This is a genomic window from Singulisphaera photorubra, from assembly GCF_045290345.1.
Taxonomy (GTDB): Bacteria; Planctomycetota; Planctomycetia; order Isosphaerales; family Isosphaeraceae; genus Singulisphaera.
On record NZ_CP155447.1, the window covers coordinates 3,391,066 to 3,413,618 of the forward strand.

12 protein-coding genes, 1 tRNA gene and 2 rRNA genes are annotated in these 22,553 nt (G+C 61.5%); 8 read left to right on the forward strand and 7 right to left on the reverse strand.

Translation table 11 applies throughout. The features are described 5' to 3' along the window. The first annotated feature begins 4 nt into the window (after nucleotides 1–4). Complete coding sequence (locus tag V5E97_RS13015) at nucleotides 5–1,396, forward strand: proton-conducting transporter transmembrane domain-containing protein (protein ID WP_406699751.1); 1,392 nt, start codon at nucleotides 5–7, stop codon at nucleotides 1,394–1,396. Beyond that, nucleotides 1,393–2,694: a proton-conducting transporter transmembrane domain-containing protein gene (locus tag V5E97_RS13020; RefSeq protein ID WP_406699752.1), complete on the forward strand. Its 1,302-nt coding sequence runs from the start codon at nucleotides 1,393–1,395 to the stop codon at nucleotides 2,692–2,694. The genes V5E97_RS13015 and V5E97_RS13020 overlap by 4 nt, the downstream gene beginning before the upstream one ends. A gap of 357 nt (nucleotides 2,695–3,051) precedes the next feature. Here V5E97_RS13020 and V5E97_RS13025 read toward each other — a convergent pair whose 3' ends face one another. Continuing rightward, nucleotides 3,052–5,934, reverse strand: a complete 2,883-nt coding sequence (locus V5E97_RS13025) for a sigma-70 family RNA polymerase sigma factor (RefSeq protein WP_406699753.1) — start codon at nucleotides 5,932–5,934, stop codon at nucleotides 3,052–3,054. Between the two features lie 101 nt (nucleotides 5,935–6,035). After that, nucleotides 6,036–6,719, reverse strand: coding sequence for a phospholipase D-like domain-containing protein (locus tag V5E97_RS13030; RefSeq protein WP_406699754.1), 684 nt, complete (start codon nucleotides 6,717–6,719; stop codon nucleotides 6,036–6,038). A gap of 287 nt (nucleotides 6,720–7,006) precedes the next feature. Between V5E97_RS13030 and V5E97_RS13035 the strand changes: the two genes are divergently transcribed. The 3 genes from V5E97_RS13035 to V5E97_RS13045 all read left to right on the forward strand — a co-directional run bounded on the left by V5E97_RS13035 (nucleotide 7,007) and on the right by V5E97_RS13045 (nucleotide 9,468). Continuing rightward, on the forward strand, nucleotides 7,007–7,366 hold the full coding sequence (locus V5E97_RS13035; protein ID WP_406699755.1) for a 1-deoxy-D-xylulose-5-phosphate synthase: 360 nt from the start codon (nucleotides 7,007–7,009) through the stop codon (nucleotides 7,364–7,366). 285 nt (nucleotides 7,367–7,651) lie between these two features. Beyond that, nucleotides 7,652–8,023 carry a hypothetical protein gene (locus V5E97_RS13040; protein ID WP_406699756.1) on the forward strand — a complete coding sequence of 124 codons (372 nt, stop codon included), beginning with the start codon at nucleotides 7,652–7,654 and terminating at the stop codon, nucleotides 8,021–8,023. Between the two features lie 764 nt (nucleotides 8,024–8,787). Next, nucleotides 8,788–9,468 (forward strand): hypothetical protein, encoded by a 681-nt coding sequence (locus tag V5E97_RS13045; protein ID WP_406699757.1) that lies wholly within the window; start codon nucleotides 8,788–8,790, stop codon nucleotides 9,466–9,468. A gap of 103 nt (nucleotides 9,469–9,571) precedes the next feature. Here V5E97_RS13045 and V5E97_RS13050 read toward each other — a convergent pair whose 3' ends face one another. The 5 genes from V5E97_RS13050 to V5E97_RS13070 all read right to left on the reverse strand — a co-directional run bounded on the left by V5E97_RS13050 (nucleotide 9,572) and on the right by V5E97_RS13070 (nucleotide 15,081). After that, entirely contained in the window at nucleotides 9,572–9,712 is a 141-nt protein-coding gene (locus tag V5E97_RS13050; RefSeq protein WP_406699758.1) for a hypothetical protein, read from the reverse strand. Continuing rightward, nucleotides 9,712–10,341 carry a hypothetical protein gene (locus V5E97_RS13055; RefSeq protein ID WP_406699759.1) on the reverse strand — a complete coding sequence of 210 codons (630 nt, stop codon included), beginning with the start codon at nucleotides 10,339–10,341 and terminating at the stop codon, nucleotides 9,712–9,714. The genes V5E97_RS13050 and V5E97_RS13055 overlap by 1 nt, the downstream gene beginning before the upstream one ends. 818 nt (nucleotides 10,342–11,159) lie before the next feature. Beyond that, a tRNA-Ala gene (locus V5E97_RS13060) sits at nucleotides 11,160–11,232 on the reverse strand. A 174-nt stretch (nucleotides 11,233–11,406) separates the two neighbouring features. Beyond that, entirely contained in the window at nucleotides 11,407–13,329 is a 1,923-nt protein-coding gene (locus V5E97_RS13065; RefSeq protein WP_406699760.1) for a DUF1570 domain-containing protein, read from the reverse strand. A gap of 222 nt (nucleotides 13,330–13,551) precedes the next feature. Next, a complete protein-coding gene (locus V5E97_RS13070; RefSeq protein WP_406699761.1) occupies nucleotides 13,552–15,081 on the reverse strand; it encodes a fucose isomerase in 1,530 nt (509 codons plus the stop codon). 124 nt (nucleotides 15,082–15,205) lie between these two features. Here V5E97_RS13070 and V5E97_RS13075 point away from each other — a divergent pair, with 124 nt between their 5' ends. The 3 genes from V5E97_RS13075 (at nucleotide 15,206) to V5E97_RS13085 (ending at nucleotide 22,462) form a co-directional block, all read left to right on the forward strand. After that, a complete protein-coding gene (locus V5E97_RS13075) occupies nucleotides 15,206–16,726 on the forward strand; it encodes a dihydrolipoyl dehydrogenase family protein (RefSeq protein ID WP_406699762.1) in 1,521 nt (506 codons plus the stop codon). Between the two features lie 818 nt (nucleotides 16,727–17,544). After that, nucleotides 17,545–19,058 (forward strand): 16S ribosomal RNA (locus V5E97_RS13080). 628 nt (nucleotides 19,059–19,686) lie between these two features. Next, nucleotides 19,687–22,462, forward strand: a 23S ribosomal RNA gene (locus V5E97_RS13085). Together the 16S and 23S rRNA genes form the textbook arrangement of a ribosomal RNA operon. Nucleotides 22,463–22,553 lie beyond the last annotated feature (91 nt).

Here is a 22,553-nt window from a genome sequence, read left to right on the forward strand (position 1 = left end):
AACGATGTTGGATTACCAGCAGTTGCTGATGATTTTGGGACTGGTCGTCGTCGCCGCGCCCCTTTTGCTGACGATCGTTCTCGGGGTCTCGTCCTTGCTGAACTGGACGCTGGCCGAAGAGACGACATCCAAGCTGGTGCATCTCGCGATCGTGTCCGGCCTTCTGGCGGCAATCGCCGTCCTGGGGTTGATGCTAGCGCTAGGAACGCGTGATGTTGCCATCCCGCTTGGGGACTGGGTCGCGATCCCTCGGCATTACCACTTTTCCGTGAAGTTTGTCTTCGACCGGCTCTCGGTGCCATTCGCCATCCTCTCGTTCGTTCTCTCGGGGACGATCGGAGCCTTCGCGGTCAAGTACATGCACCGCGAGCGGGGCTTCAACCGCTTCTTCGTGCTCTACGCGATCTTCGTGCTCGGGATGGTGGTGACTGCGCTGGCCGGTACGATCGAGACCCTCTTCGCCGGCTGGGAACTGGTCGGCCTCTCCTCCGCGCTTCTGGTCGCGTTCTTCCATGAGCGGCCCGCGCCCTCGCGGAACGGGCTCTGGGTCTGGACGATCTATCGCGTCTCCGACGCCGCGCTGCTGTTGGCGGCCGTGGTGATGCACCATCTGCGTGGCGAAGGAGATTTCGACAAGCTCCTGGGAACGGGACTTTGGCCCTATGAGCATTCGTCGGTCGCCGCGAGCCAGGCCCTCATGGTCGGTCTGCTCCTGCTGATCGCCGCGGCTGGAAAATCCGCCTTGATCCCGTTTTCGGGCTGGCTCCCGAGAGCCATGGAGGGGCCCACGCCGTCGAGCGCGGTCTTTTACGGGGCGCTTTCCGTTCACCTGGGCGCGTTTTTGCTACTTCGCGTCAGCCCGCTGCTCGACCTCTCGATGGCCTTATCCACGGTGGTCGTGATCCTGGGACTGGGGACCGCCGTCTACGCCTATTTAGTCGGGAGCGTGCAGACCGACATCAAATCTGCCTTATCGTTCGCCTCGCTCTCGCAGGTGGGGATCATCGTTGCCGAGATTGGATTCGGATTCCGTTACGTCGCCCTGATCCACCTGCTTGGCCACGCCTCGTTGCGGACGCTTCAATTTGTGAGAGCTCCGACGTTGCTTCAGGATTACCGGACGCTCGAGAACGCGATCGGCAACCGCTTGCCGAGGGCAGGGATGGTCTGGGGGCTGTCGCGGACCAGTCCCAAGCATGACTGGCTTTACCGATTCGCCCTCGATCGAGGAGAGCTCGATTCCCTCTTGTCCACTTATGTGGTCTCCCCGTTCGTTCACGCGTTTCGGTGGTGCGATGCGCTCGAACGCCGCTGGACCGACTTTCTCTCCGGTGTGGCGTCGCGTGAGTCTGACCAGGTCAAGCCGCACTTTGGAACCATTGAAGAACAATTATGAATATTCTCCATCTCCCCTGGCTCGAACTGGCGATCGCGATCACGCTGATCGGTTCTCCGTTCGTCAGCCGGTTGAGAAATCCCAACCGCGCCTACCAATGGGGCCTGGTCTTCACCGGTCTCTCCTTTGCTTGCACGCTCCTGGCCTGGCTCGCCTTTTATGTGGGGGTGGCCCCCGAAATGCTCCGTCGCTGGAGCGTTCAGCCCGCCCTTTTCGGTCGCCAGATCCTGGGGATGGATGAGTTGAGCGCGCCGCTGATTCCGTCGATCGCGCTGCTCCACTTTCTGGCTGCCATGGCCATGTCCCGTAATCACATGCGGCGGTTTTCATTTTCATGGTCGCTGGCGGCCGAGGCGATCCGACTGGCGACCTTCAGTTGCAAGGAGCCCTGGATCCTGATTGGCCTCTTGTCCATTTCGACCGTGCCTCCGTTTGTGGAACTGCTCCATCGTGGCCGGCCGACTCGACTTTACGTCATCCATATGGCTCTTTTCATCGGCCTGCTGGTTCTCGGCTGGAGCATCGTCGGCGGGCCCATTCCCTCCAAGGCACCCGCAGCGTGGTGGGCGACGCTGCCGCTTCTTGCCGCGATTCTGATCCATTGTGCGGCGGTCCCTGCCCATTGCTGGCTGACCGACTGGTTCGAGCACGCCTCGCTCGGAATTGCTTTGCTATATGTGGCACCTCTCAGCGGTGTCTACGCCGCCGTCCGGCTGCTCATGCCGATTGCCTCGGATTCGATCCTGACGCTCGTCGGACTCTTCGCGCTCGCGTCGGCAATTTATTCCGCGGGGATGGCGACCATCCAGACGGAAGCCCGCCGCTTTTTCGCTCACCTGTTTTTGAGCCACGCGTCGCTCGTGTTAATCGGCCTCGAGTTGCACACCGCCATCTCCCTGACCGGATCGCTCTGTCTCTGGTTCTCGGTGATCCTCTCGCTCGGCGGGTTTGGCCTGACCCTTCGCGCGATCGAAGCCCGCTTCGGTCGACTCTCGCTCAACCACTACCACGGCCTTTACGAACACTCCCCCACACTCGCCGTCTGCTTCCTTCTGACCGGTCTGGCCAGCGTCGGCTTCCCTTGCACGATCGGTTTCATCTCGACCGAACTGCTGGTGGACGGCGCCGTCGAGGTCAGTTCCTACGTCGGCATCGCGGTGATTGCCGCCGCTGCGCTCAACGGGATTGCCGTGATGCGTGCCTATTTCTTGCTCTTCACCGGAACGCGGCACCTGTCGACCGTTTCGTTGGGCATTGGCCTGAGAGAACGAATCGCGGTCCTGACCTCTCCCTCCTGATCCTGGCCGGTGGCCTCTACCCACAGCCGGGCGTCACCTCGAGAGAGCGTGCGGCCGAACAGATCCTCATGGAGCGAAGTTTCGGCAAACCCGCTCCTTCCCTGGCGGCCCATCCCATGCGTGGGCCATCCGAATCCGTCACCCCGCCGCTGACCGACTCGAAGTGGGTACCACGTGCGATCGTTGACATGCCCCCTGCGCCGAACTCAAAGGTCAGATGAGACTTCGCCAGTCAAATTGGGGAGGCTCCAGGGGGGAGCCTCCTCAACCCAATCGGACAACTTTCCCTATCAACCCTCGAGATGGCATCACTGATAGGGTTCTGAGTCCGACGGGCGAACTCGAAGTTCCTGGCGGTCAGTTCTCCTGCTGCTTGGGGGGCTGAACTTTGAGGTCGTCCAGGTCCGTGACCTCACCGGGGGCAACGATCACATCCTTGAAGAGCTCGCCGAAGGCTTCAAATCCGGTCCGACTGACCGCGCCATAACGGAGCCCCGGGACCAGGCCTTCGACCAGGAATCGCCCGTCGTCATCGGCCCGGATGCCTGCGTTCCAATCGCTCCCCGGGAGGATATCGTCGGTCTCGGGGAACGGGTTCTCGGAGCCGGTGGGACTCCCGAGGAACATCGCCTTGCGGGGGTGTCCTTCGTCGTCAACGATCCGGCCAGTGAGGATTCCCCAGGGCTGGAGCTTGATGATAATCGGGCCGGTCTCGTCCCCCTTGAGGAGCACCGAGCCAATCAGCTTGCGATCTTCCTGGGCGACCACCACCCGCCTTGGTCGCTTCGGGTCCAGTGCGTGGATCTCGAAGCGGGCGGATTCCTGGGGGAAGGGGACCGTCACGAACATCTCGGTCATCCCTTTGACCTTCGTCCCTCCGACCGGCTGGCCGTCGGGTCCGACCACCTCGACGACCACCGATCGACCTGGGTCGGCCTGGAAGTCGCGGATCGTCTCGGAGGCATCCGGAGCCAGGTCGATTTCGGCGATCACGGCGTGGCTGCGGGCGTGGATATAGCGGGTGGTCCGAAACGCTTGGACCCGCGGGTCATACCCCTTGATCTCCTCATACCCTGTGGCCGGCAGAAACCGACTCTCCTCGTCCTGGACGGCGATTAGCCCTCGGCCGGGGAGGGCCACGAGTTCGTATCGCCCCTGTTCGTCAAAATTGGCGGTTTGTCGGTGAGCCGGCGACAAGCCGGCGTAGTCGCGGAGGTGAGGATTGTCGGCGAAGGCATCGTAATTTGCGTAACCGACGACCGGCCGCCCAGAAACCTTATCGGTGACCCTTCCCCGGACGAAAATCCCTCGTTTGAGCCGAAAATCGAAGACCACGGGCTCGAAAGCGGGTGTGTCGGCGGGGGCCTTCATCGTGGTAATCAGGTAGGGGAGGCCTTTACCCGGCTCTAAGAACAAGCGATAAGCCGCCGCTTTGGGCAGGCCGTCAAGGCGGTAGCGCCCCTCGGCATCCGTTGTGGCTTCGATCCCTTCGGCATCAATCAGACTACTTTCATCATAGACGGCCGCCCTGATCTTCAAACCGGCGATGGGGGCGCCGGAGTCCTTGTCGCGGGCGATACCCTCGACTCGTTTTGTCGGTGAGAGGGCGACCTGGAACTTCGGGGCATGGACGACGAGCGCGATTGGCGTCATCATCCCTCGATCGGTCAGGCGGAGCTCCGGCTCGGCCCGGCTCAGTGCATGGATCGGAGTCGTGGCGATGCCTGGGCCGGTAATGAGCATGTCGACGATCCGGTCTCGACCGACTCCGGTCAGCGTGAACCGGCCGTCGGGCCCGGTGACAGCCTCAATCGCCAGGACCTTTTCGAGTGTGAGGGTCCCGAGGCTTTGCCAGAGATTTCCCTCGGCGCCGTTGCGGGCCCGGGCGATCCAGCCGGTCAGGTCGTTTTTCTCGTCGAACAAGATCCGAGTGAGCTTGACCCGGGCCGCGACGACGGGCCGTCCCTCAAGGTCGATGACCCGCCCCTCGATCGGCGGACCTTCCGGAATGAGTGGCACTACCTGCTCGGCTGGGCGGTCGGTCCGGAGGACTCCCTTGGCCCAGCCGATTCCGAAGCCGGGAGCCGAGGCGATGATCCAGGGGTAAATGGCCGTATACCCGGCGATCTCCCGGCCAGGCTTCGGTAGATGGATGGTGAATCGGCCGTCGGGTCCGCTTGTTGCCTGGGGTGTGGCGGACTTGCGATCGAAGAAGGCCCCCCGCACGGCCGCTCCGGCGACGGGGTGACCGTCGGGGGCGACGACAACGCCCCGGACCTCAACCGTCTCGGCTGGCTTTGAGGGCGCCGGCTCCGTCTGAGTGGCTTGTGGAGCCGGTGCTTTTGGTTTCAACTTTGGTATAGGGGGCTCCGGTGGGCCTCCTCCGGCGGCGATAACGCTTGCCGCGGTGAGGGCGAGAACGGCCAGGCCGGCGGCCGTCGCGACCAGTTTGATCTTGGTCATGAGCATCCCCCGAAGAAGGGTTTGGGTGAGGAGCATCGCGCCGTTTGAAGCCGGCCCGCCCATCGCCATGACGAGCGTCGCCCGCACCAGCGTGGGGGGGACGACCGTCGTGGTCGGCGAGGCCGTGGCCCCTCGCGGGGCCAGCAGGCTCCCCGCTCCCAGGGCGGTGACGCCCCGATGGGTCAAGCGACGCCTCAATCGCTGCCGGGCCTTGGCCAACCGACAGCGAAGCGTCGGCAACGTCCAGCCGAGTTGCTCGGCCGCCTGCTCGTAGGTGAGGCCTTCCAGGTCGCAGAGCACGACCGGGAGGCGATGACCTTCGGGGAGACGGTCGATTTCCTCGTGCAGGATCGGCTTCCACTCGTGGTCGGTCTCGGGTCCGGGACAAGATCCGTCATGGGGATTCATCACCGAGGCTTCCGCCTCCTTCCGGCGTCGTCGCATCGCCTCAACGCTGGCCTGTACGCTCGCCCGATAGGCAACTCGGTGCAGCCAACCCCCGAGGGCGTCGCCCCCTCGAATCGAGCCGGCTTTTCTGGTGAGGATCAAGAACGTGGCCTGGAAGGCGTCCTCGACGTCGTGCTCGTTCCGGAGGATGGCCCGGCACGTTGCCAGGACCATCGGTCCGTGCCGATTCACCAAGGCCTCGAACGCCACCTCGTCCTTTGAGCCGGAGTAGCGGACCAGCAGTTCCCTGTCCCCCAGCCCGGCGATCGAGCCGACCCCGAAGATGTAGCGGAGATGCTCGAAGGCCGTTCCCAATACCGCTCTCGCCATGCGCTGGCCTCCCTCAGACGTCTCACTTCCCGTCCGACCCTTTAAGAGAGGAGGCGCCGTCGAACCATCTCGACTTTTTTCAGAATAAGGGCGCCGAATGTTCAGCCCAACTGGTTCCAGAGTTGCTCGAACGCCTTGGAGTAGGCGGAGATCAACCGCCGTTCATCCGTGACGATGAAGTTCTCTTCGTTGTAAAGTGAGGCGCCTCGGGTCCAGTTATAACTGCCGTTGAGAAGCAGGCCGTTGTCGAAGATGGCGAACTTGTGATGCATGTGGTGCCTGGTCCGATCGGTCCGGAGCGGGATTCCCGCCTGGTGTAATCGATCGATGTCCGACCCCTCATTCTCGGCCTTCTCATCATCGGTAATCACGCGCACGACCACGCCCCGGCGATGGGCCGCGATGATGGCGTCGGACAACCGATCGTCGGTGATCGTGAACACGCAGATATCGACGCGCTGACTCGCTCCGTCGAGCCTGAGGACGATCTGTCGCCAACACTCATCCTGAGGGCTGAAATAGGCCTCCGCCACCAGGCCATCGGGCTTCGGCTCCAATCGATCGACCAGCTTGAGAAGCGCTTCGAGCCATTCGAGGATCCCACCATCCCCAGGGTCGCGAACCGCCTCGCGAGCGACCTCAAAGGCGAGCCGGCGAAGTTCGAGCGGCCCAACCGCATCGCGGAGGGGCTCAAACACCTGCCGCAACGCTTCACGCTCCGACCGTGAAAGCTGTTGATCTTCCAGCGTCAGGGCTAGTGTGGATTTGACCTGATCCTTTGTCATTGAGGATGCGCTCCCTTTTGCCTCATCGTTTCTGCCACCTGATGAATCAATGCAGTGAAACTGTAGCAAATTGACCGGGTGTTTCGATCAGGGGCCACCGGATCTCCAGCCTTCAAATTGGTTGTGATCACAGGATTGATCGTCGCGCTTCGATTTGGCAGATCAGAGGACTGGTACACTTCGGCCGGCAGGTGCGAGAATAACCTGGCCAACTCCGGTCGGGTTGACCGACCGGAGTGATGAGCCCCATCAGTCTGCTAGCCCGAGCCGTCCGGAAGGAACGAGCCATGCAGAGTCGCATCATGTATGTCGAGGATAAGGCGAGTGGCCTCACCGGTCCGGCTTCAATCGGCCGCGTCACTTTTTCTCAGACCGGCCGCACGCTCTATTATCGCGGCAAGGCCTTCCAGTCGCTCTCGGGCCAGGGCTACAAGGCGAATTACTCCGAAGTGGAGTCCGGGGCTTGGTTCTGGATCTCGGGTTGTCGTAAGGATGGCTGTGACAGCCTCTATCCACAGGTCATTGAGATCGATGAGGACGTGCGGGAGGAATATTGGTTGTCGGTTCGAGGATGCCCCGCGAACGTCGCATTGAAATCGTTCCGCTCGCCCGGCAAATACACGAAGTCGGGGCCGGTTACGGCCTGACCTTGTCGACATCCCGTCTGCCCGCGCGTCCATCGAGTTCTCCCCGTACGGCAATCCCGATGTCGGTGGGCTCGGGGCAAAACCTTCGTTATCAGGGGGCAAACTGCGGCAGATGTCATCCCTCCCGTTCGATCCGATACCGGGGCAAGTTCTTATCGAGGATGCCGGTCGCCGCTGCCGAAACGCTAAGCCGAGGTCTTTGTTGAACCCCGACCGTGTCTGCTGCAATTGTCATGACGGCGGATACTGGGATCTCAACTCTTCATCTGATGAAAGGGACGGTGCATGGATCGACTTCGGGGATTCTCACTCGCGGCCATCGTGCTGTTGTCGATGGTCCTGCCCCTCACTGTCAACGCCTGGCTGACGGAAGCGAGCGCCATGGACCCGCTCCGAGGGTTCTCGCTCGCGGCGATTCTTCTTTTGTCGCTGGTGCTGCCCCTTACCACTAACCCCTGGATGACGAGAGCGAGCCGGCGGCGAACCTACTTCCGAACGGTCGGGGTTGGGCAAGCCCTTGCGGCTGTCGGCGCCCTGTGGGTTATCGCCGCCCCCATTCATCCGGAATACGGCTTGGTTGTCACGGTGCTCGCGTGGCTGGCGTGTTTGACCGTCTTCCGGCGAAAGTCGCGGCCGGCTCGTTGTTTTCAAGGATGAGGCGAAGATAGGCAATGGCCGCACGTTTCGGAAGAATCCAGCCTTCCGCTATCAGGAGGAAGAGTTTGGCTGCGTGATATGTGGTGCACGCGCGGTCGGGAGGGCGCGGCAACGGCAGGTGTGGCGTGATACAATAGTCAAGATATGCGAAAATGATTGAATGCCAGGATTGCAGTAAATTCGGGTCCAGCGCTAAGTTTTGGGTCACGAGTCTTGCTTGGGGCGAGATCCAACACGGGAAAATGCCTGTCAAACGAGGGCTCGTGGAAAGCGTCAACTCACATCAGTCTCACCCCCAGCGACTCCGCCGAAGTCCTCCCCTGGCAACCATCCCCGAGCCCTCATGCGCTGGATGATCGCGACCAGGTCTTCCGGCGTCATGATGGGGGCGAAGTGGCCGAAGGCCCACTTTCCTCGGACTCGCCCTTTGTGCCCGACCATGTAGTAGGCGATCCGAAAGACCGTCCCTCACCACAGTAGGTCCACGATCCACTTCATCTTGTCCTCGCCCAAAGCCGCCACGAGTGGCTTTATCATCTTTGGTGGTGACCAGCAGGTCCATCTCATTGCTGCCCTTCCGTTTCGCAGGCTCAAACGAAGCTAGCTAGCGATTGGCACGAGTGGGGTAGGCGTTGTGTCGAAGGACTGCAAGATCATGCTCGCTTCGAGGCGTGGAGGCTAGTATGCTCAGCGAGGGGACTTTCTGGAGTCGTCGGATAAGTGCTATTGGGCAGTGTTCACCCGATTCGTGGCCGGAGGTTCTGATGCCTGTGAGAAAAACCAGTACCGTCGCGATGACGGTAGTTGTTGAGTCGGTGGGTGGCGGGCTGAGTCCCGGCGACGCTGTGACCAAGACGACCACCACGGTCGGCGCCCACACCGACGTGGCGAACGTGACCAACGGCGCGGATTGCACCGTCCATCTTGATTTCGAGATCTCGAGGCACGAGATCTTCTACGGAGATCGCAAGACGGCCGACAGCACGAGCGATAAGGAGACGCGCACTGTACGCCAACACGAGTACGGGCACGTCGGTGCGCGGAACGCCCTCGCCGACAAGAGCCTGCTCACATCGCTCTGCAGCGACGTGGGAGTAAAGTGGAAGTTCCACATCGCATCCACCGGGAACCTCGGGGCGGACCAGGCCAAGCTGGACGCGACGACCCTGGCCTTCGAGAGCGCCGTCGAGGATTACATCAACCTGTTCATCGACTACCTGGACGAGTTGGTCGTCCACGAGACGCAACGCAAGGCCTCGAAGACTGGGCGTCCGACGGATTCGCAGCTCGCGACCAAACTCGCGGCCATTTCCTACACGGACCCAGAGACGGGGACCTTGAAGCAGCCCAGCTCGAAGGTTGTGGCCCAGGCGGTCAAGGCCACGCAGGCAGGGTCGACGAAGGGCGAGGAGCACGCCAAGAAGACCCCCACGCCGACCATGTGAGACAGCCGCAAGTCTCTCGCCGCCCCCGCCCCTGCTCGAAATAGGGGGTCGGCTCGGCCAGTCCAAGGAACATCGCGTCGCGGAGGTAGCTCAGCCGCCTGATCTACCGCACGCCATCTCCGCGAAGCGCCACTAACGCCTTGTCTCCCTCCATCCGCATCACCTCCATCGGGTGGATGCCGAGCATCCCGTCATTATCTCCCGGCAGGCCCGGCGGCGCAAGCGGGCTTCCGCGTCCGGTCACTACTCCGGCTTCATCAGCTCGGCGCGGGCCGCGGGGATCAGCATCAGGATGTGGAAGGCGAGCACCAGCGCGGCGAAGATCCCCAGGATGATCCCGACCGCATATCCGGACGAGAAGTCGCCGATCACCACGGCTGAGCAGATCAGCGCCGGGAAGACCTTCAGGCTGTGCGCCTTGAGCCGCGACCGGTCCCGGATAGTCCCCAGGTAGAGGCAGCACGCGATGACGATGTAGAAGGCATTGCTGCTCATCGACCGGCCGATGCGCCAGGGTGGGAAGAAGGCGATCACCGCGGCCAGGCATCCGGCCAGCGAGACGGCCAGCATCGCGAGGCGCGAAGGGGTCCAGACCAGTGGGTTGGTGAACGGCCCGGACGAGCCCAGGAGCATGAGCACGCCCCAGTAGGCCAGCGTCGCGCCCGCCGCCTGGAAGCCGGCGGCCTGCTCCCGCGCCCAGTCCCCGGTGGCGTGGACCGTCTCGCGGGTCACTCGGCGGTGCGCGCCGCGCTCGCCGTTGGAGGTCTCCAGCGTGTAGTTGTACTCGCCCGTCCTGAGGATATGCCGGCCCATGTCCCAGAGCGCGTAGCCGCCGCCGATGCAGAACGCGGCGATCAGGAGGCGCTGGAGCAACTCCTTGGTGAAAGAGCGGGGCGGAGTTGCCGTGGCGGTGGCGTCCCCGACCGATGGCATCTCGCCTGGCGTCCGCTTCCCCACGCCCCTTCGCCTGGCCATGAGTCATTCCCGTCGAGATAATCCGTCGGGCAGGTTCATCGCCCGGCGGTACAGATCTACTCGGGAAGATGCTGCCGGTGACGCGATCGCCGATCAAGTAGGCAGTGATGGTCAGGCCCTTCAAAGGGGAGGCTCGGGGGATTTAGGGGAACTGACCAGAATGCCGCCGCCCCTGATGGATTACCAAGAATCCCGATCTTTTCCAGGGTAATAGCCTGGCCGCCGGTCGGCGTCACAGTAGAGACGCGTCGGAGAAACGAGGGCGAAGAGAATCGGGACTCCCGCCCTTCTCGAAGGAAGCGTGTCTTTGCTTCGCTTTCGTAGAATGGTCACTTGCGGTAAGCCGGCCACGACAATTCTGAAGCCAAGCTCTACGCCAGGATTGCTTGCCACCTCCACCCGCGGGGAGAGTTGCTTCGGCAATCGGTACGCGAACGGTGAACGAAACTACCCCGGGTTAGAGGTCCCGAAGCGGAAATGAAAACGACACCTGAAGCATGCATCCGCCAAGGAAAATGTCACGTCCTGCGATTCGGACGACATCGAGATACTTCGGCTTGAAATGGCGGTACTTCAGAGTGCGATCGGGAACGGGTACAAAGATCCCTTCCTTACTCAAAGCGAGTATCTGGTACTACAGCTTCAAGGATTTAGGGGATCTTTTGACCGGGGATGGCAGGTGGGCAAATTCTGTTCAGGCTTTGACTTACGTCGAATGGAGACGAAGGGGATCGAACCCTCAACCTCCTGGTTGCAAACCAGGCGCTCTCCCAATTGAGCTACGTCCCCGTGGTTGTCCACAGGTGGGCCATCGCGTCCTTGCTGATACGAGGGTCGCGATCGACTGGCCAATCTCTCAGACGCCCCTATAGTACACAGCAACCGAGGTGTTGGCTAGACGTCCTGCACGGCTTTATTGATCGTTTTTCCGTGACAATTGTCAGGTGTCGAAATCAGGTCGCGTTAGTGATTACTGATCCATTGTTCGGCGGCCATCTGGGCACGGGCTCGGGTGGGGTGAGGGAAGACTTCCCAGGAGGTCTGGCCGCCGTTGGCGTCGCTGACCTGGTTGAGCCACTGACGGATCATTGATGGAGATTGGCTGACGATGGTCGCGCGACGGATCTGGTTGCCGGGGATCGGTTGCTCGAAAACGACGGCGTAATAGGGGAGGGGGTCGAACTTGAGCTTGGCAAGGTATCCGGCGACCTTCTTATCCAACTTCGCCAGGTCGGTTCCGAATGCGTCACGGAACGTGGCCAGGTGCTGTTCGGGCGTTTGCTCTTCGAGTGGCGGAAGTTGGCTCATCTGCCGGATGAAAGTGAGGAACTCGGTGCCTCGCTGCATGGCCAGGTAATGGGTCAGGGCCCAGGAGAGCGCGTAGTCGGTGGGAGTCAGAGCCGACCGGGTGACGAGGTACTCGACCAGCGGTTTGCGGCGATCGCGACCGAGGCGTTGCCGCTCGGCCCCGTTGACGTAGAGCGAGGCGGGATCATCCAGGTCGTGAATCGTCGCCATGTGCATCGGGTTGACCTGTCCGAGTCCGCCCCAGGCGGCCCCGCGGCGGGTCATAGTGGGAGGGGAGCAATACTCGGCGAAGCCTTCGACGAGCCAGAGGGGCCAGGCGGCCAGGCGAGGATGAATGCCAATGTTTTGAAGGATCTGGTGCGTTCCTTCGTGGGCGACCGTCTGAGGCTTGCGAAGCGCGGCGACTTCAGGGGCCTGCTGGTCGCGATCTGACTGTTCGTAGAGGTAAATCCGGTTCGAGAGAATCTCATAATAGGCCTGAACGTCGGCGTCGACCGGCTGATGGGCACGAAACTGCTTTTCGGTCCGGAAGATGATCGCCACCAGCGGGAACTCCGTCTCGTGGATCGGGAGTTCTCGTTTGTGAAAGGCGTCCGACAGGTTCTCGTACAGGCTCTCAAGGAGCTTGATGCTGGCTTCGGCAAACGGGGTCGAAGATTGATAGAGGACCAGGTAATGGTCGGATTGAAGAAACTTGAAGTCGGCGAAGGGGCCGGCTTGAGTCAATTCCGTCCGGATTTGCTCGCGAGTTGCTGGATGGAAGGGCTCGTCGGTCTCGGCCAACCCGTTAGTGAATCCAATCTCTCCGTTGGGCAACAACACGCAGGTCTTTCCGTCGGCTTGCCCATGGACGCGGGCCACCACGGTCTCGCCGGTCTTGGTGCGAATCCTGACCCGTTTCTCCTCACGTTTGGCAGGCGCAGGAGCAGGTGTGGGCGGCACGGAAGCCGGGGCCGGGTCGGTACGAGGCGGCGGCGGAGGGGCCGGTTTGACCGGCGGCTTGAATTGTGGCTCGATGGGTTCGCGAGTTGCGACGGGCGACGCGAGCACGTCACTCATGGGATTGAAGGTGGACGGGACTGCGATGGGCGCGACGGCGTCCTTCGCTTCGTTCGCCTCCGATTCTCGAGGCACCGTTGCAACAGTAGCCTCATTCGCGGCCGGCGGAACCTCGGATTCCTCAGAAGGAGCGGGCATCGGCTCCAGGGGATTCCGAACGCTCACGGCAACCGCCTTGGGGCGACTCGGTTCCGGAGCGGCCACGATGGCTAACTCGCCCTCCCGGGCGAGCCAGAGCCCCAGCATGAGGGCTGACCCCAGGAAAACCAAGGCGCAGGCGACGAGTAATCCAAAGCCCGACGACTTCGGTTGAGCGTCAGCAAGCCGCGGCGTTTCCGACGAAACGTCGAGTTCAATCCCGAGGATTGGATCTCGAGGCGACTCGGCTTCCAGGATTTTCGTGAGAGCGGAAACCAGCGGCGTCGAGCAGCGCGGACATTGCCGATCGAGGGCGGTTTCGGGCTTCGGGATGCGAATTCGAACGCCGCACCCATCACATGTCACGACCACGGGTCCCATCGTCGGAATTCCCCCCCCCCGTGCGCGGCTCTCGAAAACAAAAGGTGACTGTTCTTGGTTCTTAAGGGGCAGGTCGAGTTTAACACTCCTAGGTGTACGAAGGAAGCGGCCAACGGGTTCTTTCGTTTCCCGAGTTTCGAACGATGTTGAGACCGTCCGCGGCTCCCCCCGCATTCGGGTGCGGCCAGTTCGGCCGCACCCACGGCCTGAGTGCTAGCCGGCTCAGGCCGGTTGACCCGTCGACAGGACGCGGATCTTGAACCCGAGGGACCGGCTGAGCGCGACCATTTCGCTGAAGATATCTCCATAGGCCACAGCGATGTGGTTGCTCATGTAGTGAGCCATGATCGTCTCCTTCGAGCAACCGAGGTCGGCCGCCATGAAGGGCCACTGGCGAGTGGTTCCACCCCACCACGCTTCGCGGACGTCGTTGGGAAGCGCGACCGACTCGCCACGACCGAGATCCATGACGAGCTCGCCATGGTGATCGATCCAGGTTCGGGCCCAGGTGATCGGGCCAGGGAGACTTTCACCCGCGAACGTGCCGCCGGCGACCGGGAAGTAGCCGGCTGGCTGACGATAACTGTGGACTCCGTTCAGGCTCGAGACATCCTGATTGAAGGCATAGGCCCCGCAACTGCCGGAGTTGAGCAGCACCCAGAGCCAGCGTCCCTCGTGCTCGGCCCCCCAGCGCACGTCGTGGAACAGGACGGAGCCCGCCAGACCTTTCGCTTCGAGGACGCGCTTCATCAACTCCATCGGCACCAGGTTCCCCTGGTCGGCCTCGGTGCTCGTGATGACGACGTGGCCGTTCCCCTCGGGGCGAGCGTGCGAGTTCAGCAAGCCTTCGGCGAAGTCACTGGGGGGCAGAAGGTTCAAGAGCCCGAGCTGATACTGCCAGCCCAGGCAGTCCGCCTGGAACTCATCCAGGAGGTCGAGCACGGCGAGGTATCCGCGGAGTTGCTCACGCGTCGAATCGGGGGTGAAGTCCGCGGCGTCCGGGCCTCCCCAGTGGAACGTGACGCCCCGATCCTGGACGAATCGGAAGGCGTCATCGACTCGCTGCTGGCTGACCTTCATGGTGCGTTCGATGAGCCAGGCCTGGTCGACCTTGTGCTCGCTGAACCCGATCGGATAAAGCAGTCTCGGGCCGAAGTAGCCGTTGATCATGCCCATCGAGGTGTCACCGAGCATCAGGGCGAGAATCCGCTTGCGGCGGATCTCCGCCAGCACCCGCTCCGAGGTTGCCGTGGCAGCGGCGGGCACGGCGGGGCCGTCGTGGATTTCGCTGGAATCATAGGCGATCCGGCCGGTGGAGCACCACTCGTCGAGCCGTTCCATGAAGCCGGCGTCGGCGGTCCAGTCCGGGGCGTCGGTCCAGACCCGGGAAGACTCACGGCCGACGGATTCGAGCGAAGCCCCGGTGTTCAGGAGGGCGACGAGGCCCGGCCAGGTCCCCGAGAAGTTGGAGGCGAGCAGAAGGGGGTTGTCCTTGCCGACCACGCCATCGACCGTGTGCGGGGCATAGGTCCAGTGGACGTAGACCCCGACCATCGGGTCGTCGATCGGGCCGAGCTTGGCAATCGATTGGTCGGGCCGGGTCAGGTAGCCTTCGACCAAGTAGGGGGTGCGTCCGAGCTTCTTCAGGGCCGCGACCAGTTGCCCGGTCGTTTCTTGCGACTGCGGCAAAGCCCATTCGTTCGGTTTCGCGCGATAGTCGCCCGGCCAGAACACCGCCACTTTCTTGGACATGACCGCGTTTCACCGTGTTGGAGAGGTCGGGAGTGGTCACTGAATTGATGAGAGTGTATATTGCTGGGTCTTCAATGACTACTGGCCACCAGCCAGAGATCACCCTGGATTTCGAGAGCAACCGATGTATGACCTCGTGGTTTTGGGGGGAGGCTCCGGCGGCCTGAGCGTGGCTACCGCGGCCGCGCAATTTGGCGCCAAGGTTGCCCTGATCGAGAAGAACGAACTGGGCGGGGAATGCACCCATTCGGCCTGCGTGCCGAGCAAGGCGTTGATCGAAGCAGCCCGCCTCGTCCACACGATCCGGTCCGCAGACCGATTTGGGATTCGCGTCGCCTCTCCCGATGTCGATTTCTCGGCGGTCATGGCACGCGTCCGTGCTGTGGTCGACGACTTCGCGGGGAGCGGTAGCGGCGACTCGCTCAAAGCCATGGGGATCGACGTTTTTCGAGGCTCTCCCTCCTTTGAGGCGTATGACACCGTCCTTCTCGACGGCAAGACTCGGATCAACGGCCAGCGATTCGTCATTGCTACCGGCTCACGCGCCGACGTGCCGAAAATTCCCGGCCTGGACGAAGTCGGCCACCTCGATAACGTCTCGCTCTGGAATCTGACGGAGCGCCCCGAGACGCTGATTGTGATCGGCGCGGGACCGAGTGGAATGGAATTGGCCCAGGCGTTCGCCCGACTCGGGAGCAAGGTGACGGTCCTGGCCAACACCGATCACATCCTCCCGCGCGAGGACCACGAGGTCTCCGACTCCGTTCAGTCGAAGCTCACCGCCGAAGGGATTGAGTTCCACACCGGGGTTGAGGTGACCAAGGTCACCAAACGCGATGGCCTGACCGTTTGCTCCTGGCGAAAAAATGCGGGGGGAGCGACCGGCGAAGTGTCAGGGAGCCACCTGCTTGTCGCCACAGGCCGGCTGGCGAACATCGAGGGGCTGAACCTGGACGCCGTCGGGATTCATGCCGACCCCGAGCATGGGATCGAGGTCGACGAATTTCTTCAGACTCGCTCGTCGCGAATCTATGCGATCGGTGATGTGCTGCAACAGTACGAGTTCACGCACGCAGCCGAGCGCGAGGCCGCGGTGGTCTTCCAGAACGCGGTCCTTCGCCTCTCCAAGAAAATCGACTACACCGCTTTACCCTGGGCCACGTTCGTGGATCCTGAAGTGGCCACTGTCGGCCTCACGGAAGCCGTTGCACTCGAACAGCATCCGGACGTCCGAGTCTTTCGTGCCAACTTCGACTCGCTCGATCGCGCCCGGATCGATGGCCGGACCGTTGGCTTCGCCAAGGTCATGGCGACCCCCGCGGGCAAGATCCTCGGCGCAACCATTGTCGGTGAGCAGGCGAGCCTGATTCTCCAAGAATTCGTTGTGGCCATGGAGAATGGTCTCACTCTGGGCGATCTCGCCTCGACGACCCACACCTATCCGACCTACGCGGGCATGGCGAGTAAACTTGCGAACCAATTCGCGGCCAAGCGACAGGAGGGCGGCCTCGTACAGACGGCCCTCAAGTGGTTCCTCGGATTCAACAAGCCCCGAGCCGAATCGGAAAACGGAGCCCAGCATGTAGGCTCTGAGGATGAGTCGGGAGTCGCGGCTGCCGGACACTCGAACAACCACGGACACTAACCCAGGCGATTGCCCCTAGGTTACAGATCCAGGTGGGGGCCCTGCAGAGATGCAGGCTCCCCCACCACTTGGGCTGCATGAACTACGGGACCCGGGGCTGTCCCCTCTTCGCTTGCCGGGCTCCTCGTCCTCCAAGAATTCGTCGCCAAGGCAAAGAATCAAAGTGGAAGAAAGGGCCACTTACCGAGTCCTCGAGCTCATGTAAGCTAAAGGCCATGCACGCATTCGGGGGGTGGTGAGTGGCAAACCTCCACGACGAGATTAAAAGGAATCCCGGGTTCCCACTATAAGGATAGAGCAGGACCCGAACTCCAGCGGGTCGAGCAGGGTTGCCAAGAAAAAGGGAAGCTGGCGACCACTCAACTGTTGACCTTCGGAGCGAACCTGGTATTATCTCCCTTGTCGCCTGTGTCACCACGGGTGACAACGAAACGGCCGGCTGACCTGGGAACGGGAAACCGCTCACCATGACAGCGGGCCGCGATGTTGTCGGTAGGTGGGCCGGCGTGACACGCCTTCAAGGGCAAGTCGCTCCGGCCAATTGCTTCGGCAGCATGTTCGTTCTTTGACAATCCGGTCGATCGTGGTTCTTGTGGTTGAAGAGAACCTTTGAGGGAAGCCGGCGTGGAGCCGTTTGAGTCGTCTCGACCCCGTTTGGTTGGAGGTCGAATCGCGACGGAGACGGATCCAACAGCCAACAGCACGAGCGAGCAGGGGCTTGCTCCGGCGAACTCGAGCTGCGACCAGTTAGCAAATTCCTCAACCCTTTTGAAGGTGAGGACCGGATCTCTTGCTCCTCGGAGCAGGGGAGACGACCAATCTCGAAGGGTTTGATCCTGGCTCAGAATGAACGTTGGCGGCGTGGATTAGGCATGCAAGTCGAACGGGCCGCAAGGCCAGTGGCGCAAGGGTGAGTAAGGCGACGGTAACCAACCCCAAGATTGGGTATAGCCGCGGGAAACCGCGGGTAATCCCCAGCGACGCAACGACACCGGCATCGGTGTTTTGCCAAAGCTTCGGCGTCTTGGGACGGGCTGTCGTGGTATTAGCTTGTTGGCGGGGTAATGGCCCACCAAGGCTGCGATGCCTACCGGGCGTGCGAGCGTGGCCCGGCACACTGGGACTGAGACACTGCCCAGACTCCTACGGGAGGCTGCAGTCGAGAATCTTCGGCAATGGGCGCAAGCCTGACCGAGCGACGCCGCGTGGAGGATGAAGGCCTTCGGGTTGTAAACTCCTGTCGAGGGGGAAAAAGGGTCGTAAGACCTTGATTGATCCCTGGAGGAAGCACGGGCTAAGTTCGTGCCAGCAGCCGCGGTAAGACGAACCGTGCGAACGTTATTCGGAATCATTGGGCTTAAAGCGCGTGTAGGCGGATTCGTGCGTCTGTCGTTGAAATCCCCCGGCTCAACCGGGGAAGTGGCGCGGATACGACGAGTCTGGAGGGGCATAGGGGGACCTGGAACTTCCGGTGGAGCGGTGAAATGCGTTGAGATCGGAAGGAACGCCCGTGGCGAAAGCGAGGTCCTGGATGCCTACTGACGCTGAGACGCGAAAGCCAGGGGAGCGAACGGGATTAGATACCCCGGTAGTCCTGGCCGTAAACGATGGGTACTGGATAGGGGGCTCGCCGATGGGCTCCCTGTCGTAGGGAAACCGTGAAGTACCCCGCCTGGGGAGTATGGTCGCAAGGCTGAAACTCAAAGGAATTGACGGGGGCTCACACAAGCGGTGGAGTATGTGGCTTAATTCGAGGCTACGCGCAAAACCTTATCCCAGGCTTGACATGCACGGATTAGCCGGCGGAAACGTCGGTGAGGCCGCAAGGTACAACGTGCACAGGTGCTGCATGGCTGTCGTCAGCTCGTGCCGTGAGGTGTTGGGTTAAGTCCCCTAACGAGCGAAACCCCTGTGTCTAGTTGCCAGCACGTAATGGTGGGAACTCTAGACAGACCGCCGGCGTTAAGCCGGAGGAAGGCGGGGATGACGTCAAGTCCTCATGGCCCTTATGCTTGGGGCTGCACACGTACTACAATGGGGCGGACAGAGCGTTGCTAGGCTGCAAAGTCACGCTAATCGCAAAAACCGTTCCTCAGTTCGGATTGCGGGCTGCAACCCGCCCGCATGAAGCTGGAATCGCTAGTAATCGCGGATCAGCATGCCGCGGTGAATGTGTTCCTGAGCCTTGTACACACCGCCCGTCAAGCCACCAAAGCGGGGGGCATCCGAAGTCGCCGGAGCCGCAAGGCAGGCGCCGAAGATGAAACCCGTGATGGGGACTAAGTCGTAACAAGGTAACCGTAGGGGAACCTGCGGTTGGATCACCTCCTTTCTAAGGATTTTTCTTAGAAAATCTCGGCTCTGAACTGGTTCGGATCGAGCTTCATGCCCGTGAAGACCAGTAAGAAGGGCCGCATCGGCACCGTCTCCTTGATCAGATGGTATTTACGCCGGCTTCCCACGAAGGTTCTCTGACCACGAACACGATCGATCGATGAAGAGGCCCCTCATCCGAGGGGCTGTCTTCTTGGCTAATTTCGTTTGCTTGTTGGTTGCACTGCTGGGTGCGGGGCAGGGCCGTTCGCGGCGTTGCCCCCTGGCCAGCGGCCAGTGCGGATCTCGAAGATGGATGCTCTCCGGTTTCGGCCGGAGGGTCTGTCGTTGGGGTTCGGTTGCTCTTTCACAATCCGGTGGTTAGGTCACGCAAGTGAGAACCGCAAACAAATGGTCGTGGCAGACCAAGTAGAAGAATCTCTCCACAATACAGTGGAACCCTTACGGATGCGTGAGAGTCGCTTGCTGTGAAGCAACCGGCCTCACATTGGGATCGTTACCCAAGTGAGAGTGGTCCTGTGTCGCGAGACACTGGGCACTCGATCGAAGAGAGAGATCGGGGACTGACCCCTCGCCTTTCTGGCTGTCGAGTTTCTTTCGAGGAACCGCGGCGTCCGGATCGGCGTGGTCAAGCTCCTAAGGGCACGGGGGGGATGCCTAGGCGTCATCAGAGAGACAGGCGTGGAAGGCTGCGATAAGTCCAGGGGAGTTGCCCAACGAACGTCGATCCTGGAATGCCTGTAGAGACCCGGGGAACTGAAACATCTCAGTACCCGGAGGAAAGGAAATCAACCGAGACTCCCTCAGTAGCGGCGAGCGAACGGGGATCAGCCTAAACCGAGTGGGACACCACTCGGGGTCGTGGGCCGATAACATGGGATGAGTGAGCGTCAGCTGAAGCCTCCTGGAACGGAGCGCCAGAGCGGGTGATAGCCCCGTAAGCGACGATGCAAACTCCCTCTTCGGTACCCGAGTAGGGTCGGGCACGTGAAACCCGGCCTGAATCGGCGGGGACCATCCGCAAGGCTAAGCACTCGATGACGACCGATAGCGAACCCAGTAGGGCGACCGAACGGTGGGAAGAACCCTGATTAGGGAGAGACTGAACCTGAAACCCCGTGCCTACAAGCGGTGGGAGCGCGATGCCTTCGGGCCGCGTGACCGCGTGCCTTTGCATAATGATCCGGCGAGTTACTGTATCCGGCCCCAGGTTAACCCCTTCAGGGGAGCCGTAGCGAAAGCGAGTCTTCATCAGGCGCCATAGTCGGGTGCAGTAGACGCGAAACCAGGTGAACTACCCATGGGCAGGTTGAAGCGACCCTAACCGGTCGTGGAGGACCGAACCCACCAGTGTTGAAAAACTGGGGAGGACCCGTGGGAGGAGTGAAAGTCTTATCAAACCTGGAGATAGCTCGTTCTCTCCGAAATGGCTTTAGGGCCAGCCTCAGGACATATCGTGCGGGGTAGAGCGACGGAATTCGGTAGGGGGCTTCCGCCTACCCTCCGAAACCCAACTCCGAATACCGCACGACGGACCCCGGAGTCAGAACGTGGGGATAAGCTTCACGTTCAAAGGAAACAACCCAGACCGCCGACCAAGGCCCCAAATCGACGCTCAGTGGCAAAGGAAGTGGATCGCGGTGACAGCCAGGATGTTGGCTAGAAGCAGCCATCATTTCAAAGTGCGTAACAGCTTACCGGTCGAGCCATCCCGCGCCGAAAATGACGGGGACTAAGCGTCGTGCCGCAGTCGCGGATCAGGTTAAACTGATGGTAGGAGAGCGTCGCCCGCCGCAATGAAGCTGGATGGAAACGACCAGTGGAGCGCGGGCGAGTGCGAATGCCGGAACGAGTAACGACAAGACAGGTGGGAAGCCTGTCCGCCGAAAGCACAAGGTTTCCTGGGGAAGGTCAATCCGCCCAGGGTCAGTCGGGACCTAAGGCGAGGCCCAAGGGCGTAGCCGATGGACAGACGGTTAATATTCCGCCACCCGATGGTAAGGTTGAACGACAGAGGACGCCGGTTTCAGTCAGGTCGGGGTGTTAGATTACCCCGTGCCGCAAGGCCGACAGCATTCGATCTGGAAGCCTGATGACAAGCCGGCCACGAAAAGCCCTGTCGGGACGAACCATCTGGCCCGTACCGCAATCCGACACAGGTGTGCTAGGCGAGTATCCGAAGGCGTTCGGGAGAACCCTCGTGAAGGAACTCGGCAAAATGACCCCGTACCTTCGGTACAAGGGGTGCTCTCCGCAAGGAGAGCCGCAGAGAATCGGCTCTAGCGACTGTTTATCAAAAACACAGGACTCTGCCAACTCGCAAGAGGACGTATAGAGTCTGACGCCTGCTCGGTGTCGGTAGGTTAAGGGAGCCGATGAGGCGTAAGCTGAAGTTGGCGACCGAAGCCCCGATAAACGGCGGCCGTAACTATGACGGTCCTAAGGTAGCGAAGTTCCTTGTCGGGTAAGTTCCGACCTGCATGAATGGCGTAACGACTGGAGCACTGTCTCCACGAGGGACCCGGTGAAACTGTAGCCGTGGTGAAGATGCCACGTACCCGCGGTCAGACGGAAAGACCCCGTGAACCTTTACTGCAGGTTGGCATTGGGTCAGCGTCCTTTCTGTGTAGCATAGGTGGGAGGCCGTGATCCGGCGGCGCCAGCCGTCGGGGAGCCATCGGTGAAATACCACCCTGAAATGACTCTGATCCTCACCGGTCCGTAGCCCGGACCGGGACCATGCTCATCGGGCAGTTTGACTGGGGCGGTCTCCTCCCAAAGAGTAACGGAGGAGTGCAATGGTACCCTCGGCCAGGTCGGCAATCTGGCAACATGAGCGCAAACGTAGAAGGGTGCCTGACTGCGAGACCCATCAGTCGAGCAGGGACGAAAGTCGGCGTTAGTGATCCGGCGGTGCTGGATGGAAAGGCCGTCGCTCAACAGATAAAAGGTACTCCGGGGATAACAGGCTGATCTCCCCCGAGCGTCCATAGCGGCGGGAGGTTTGGCACCTCGATGTCGGCTCATCGCATCCTGGGGCTGGAGAAGGTCCCAAGGTTTGGCTGTTCGCCAATGAAAGCGGTACGCGAGCTGGGTTCAGACCGTCGTGAGACAGGTCGGTCCCTATCTGCCGTGGGCGTAGGAAACTTGCGAAGGGTCTCCCTAGTACGAGAGGATTGGGAGGACCGACCTCTGGTGTATCGGCTGTTCTGCTCAGGGCATCGCCGAGTAGCTAGGTCGGGAAAGGATAGCGCTGAAGGCATCTAGCGCGAAGCCCTCTTCAAGACGAGGTTTCCAGCACGCAAGTGCGAAGGCTCCTGGAAGACGACCAGGTCGATAGGCCGGAGTGCACGGCAGTGATCGCCGCAGCCGACCGGTCCTAACAGCCGATCGCTTGACCACCCCGATCCGTCCGCCGGCTCCCTTTGGGGATTCGACACGGACAGGAATCAGGGTTGCATCATTCACCGATCGCATTCGATCGATCACACGG

Bases quoted from the DNA above. Each gene is read 5' to 3' on its own strand.
- V5E97_RS13075 (WP_406699762.1), top strand. From the start codon at position 15,206: ATGTATGACCTCGTGGTTTTGGGGGGAGGCTCCGGCGGCCTGAGCGTG.
- V5E97_RS13020 (WP_406699752.1), top strand. From the start codon at position 1,393: ATGAATATTCTCCATCTCCCCTGGCTCGAACTGGCGATCGCGATCACG.
- V5E97_RS13040 (WP_406699756.1), top strand. From the start codon at position 7,652: ATGGATCGACTTCGGGGATTCTCACTCGCGGCCATCGTGCTGTTGTCG.
- V5E97_RS13035 (WP_406699755.1), top strand. From the start codon at position 7,007: ATGCAGAGTCGCATCATGTATGTCGAGGATAAGGCGAGTGGCCTCACC.
- V5E97_RS13065 (WP_406699760.1), bottom strand. From the start codon at position 13,329: ATGGGACCCGTGGTCGTGACATGTGATGGGTGCGGCGTTCGAATTCGC.
- V5E97_RS13025 (WP_406699753.1), bottom strand. From the start codon at position 5,934: ATGGCGAGAGCGGTATTGGGAACGGCCTTCGAGCATCTCCGCTACATC.
- V5E97_RS13015 (WP_406699751.1), top strand. From the start codon at position 5: ATGTTGGATTACCAGCAGTTGCTGATGATTTTGGGACTGGTCGTCGTC.
- V5E97_RS13070 (WP_406699761.1), bottom strand. From the start codon at position 15,081: ATGTCCAAGAAAGTGGCGGTGTTCTGGCCGGGCGACTATCGCGCGAAA.
- V5E97_RS13045 (WP_406699757.1), top strand. From the start codon at position 8,788: ATGCCTGTGAGAAAAACCAGTACCGTCGCGATGACGGTAGTTGTTGAG.
- V5E97_RS13030 (WP_406699754.1), bottom strand. From the start codon at position 6,719: ATGACAAAGGATCAGGTCAAATCCACACTAGCCCTGACGCTGGAAGAT.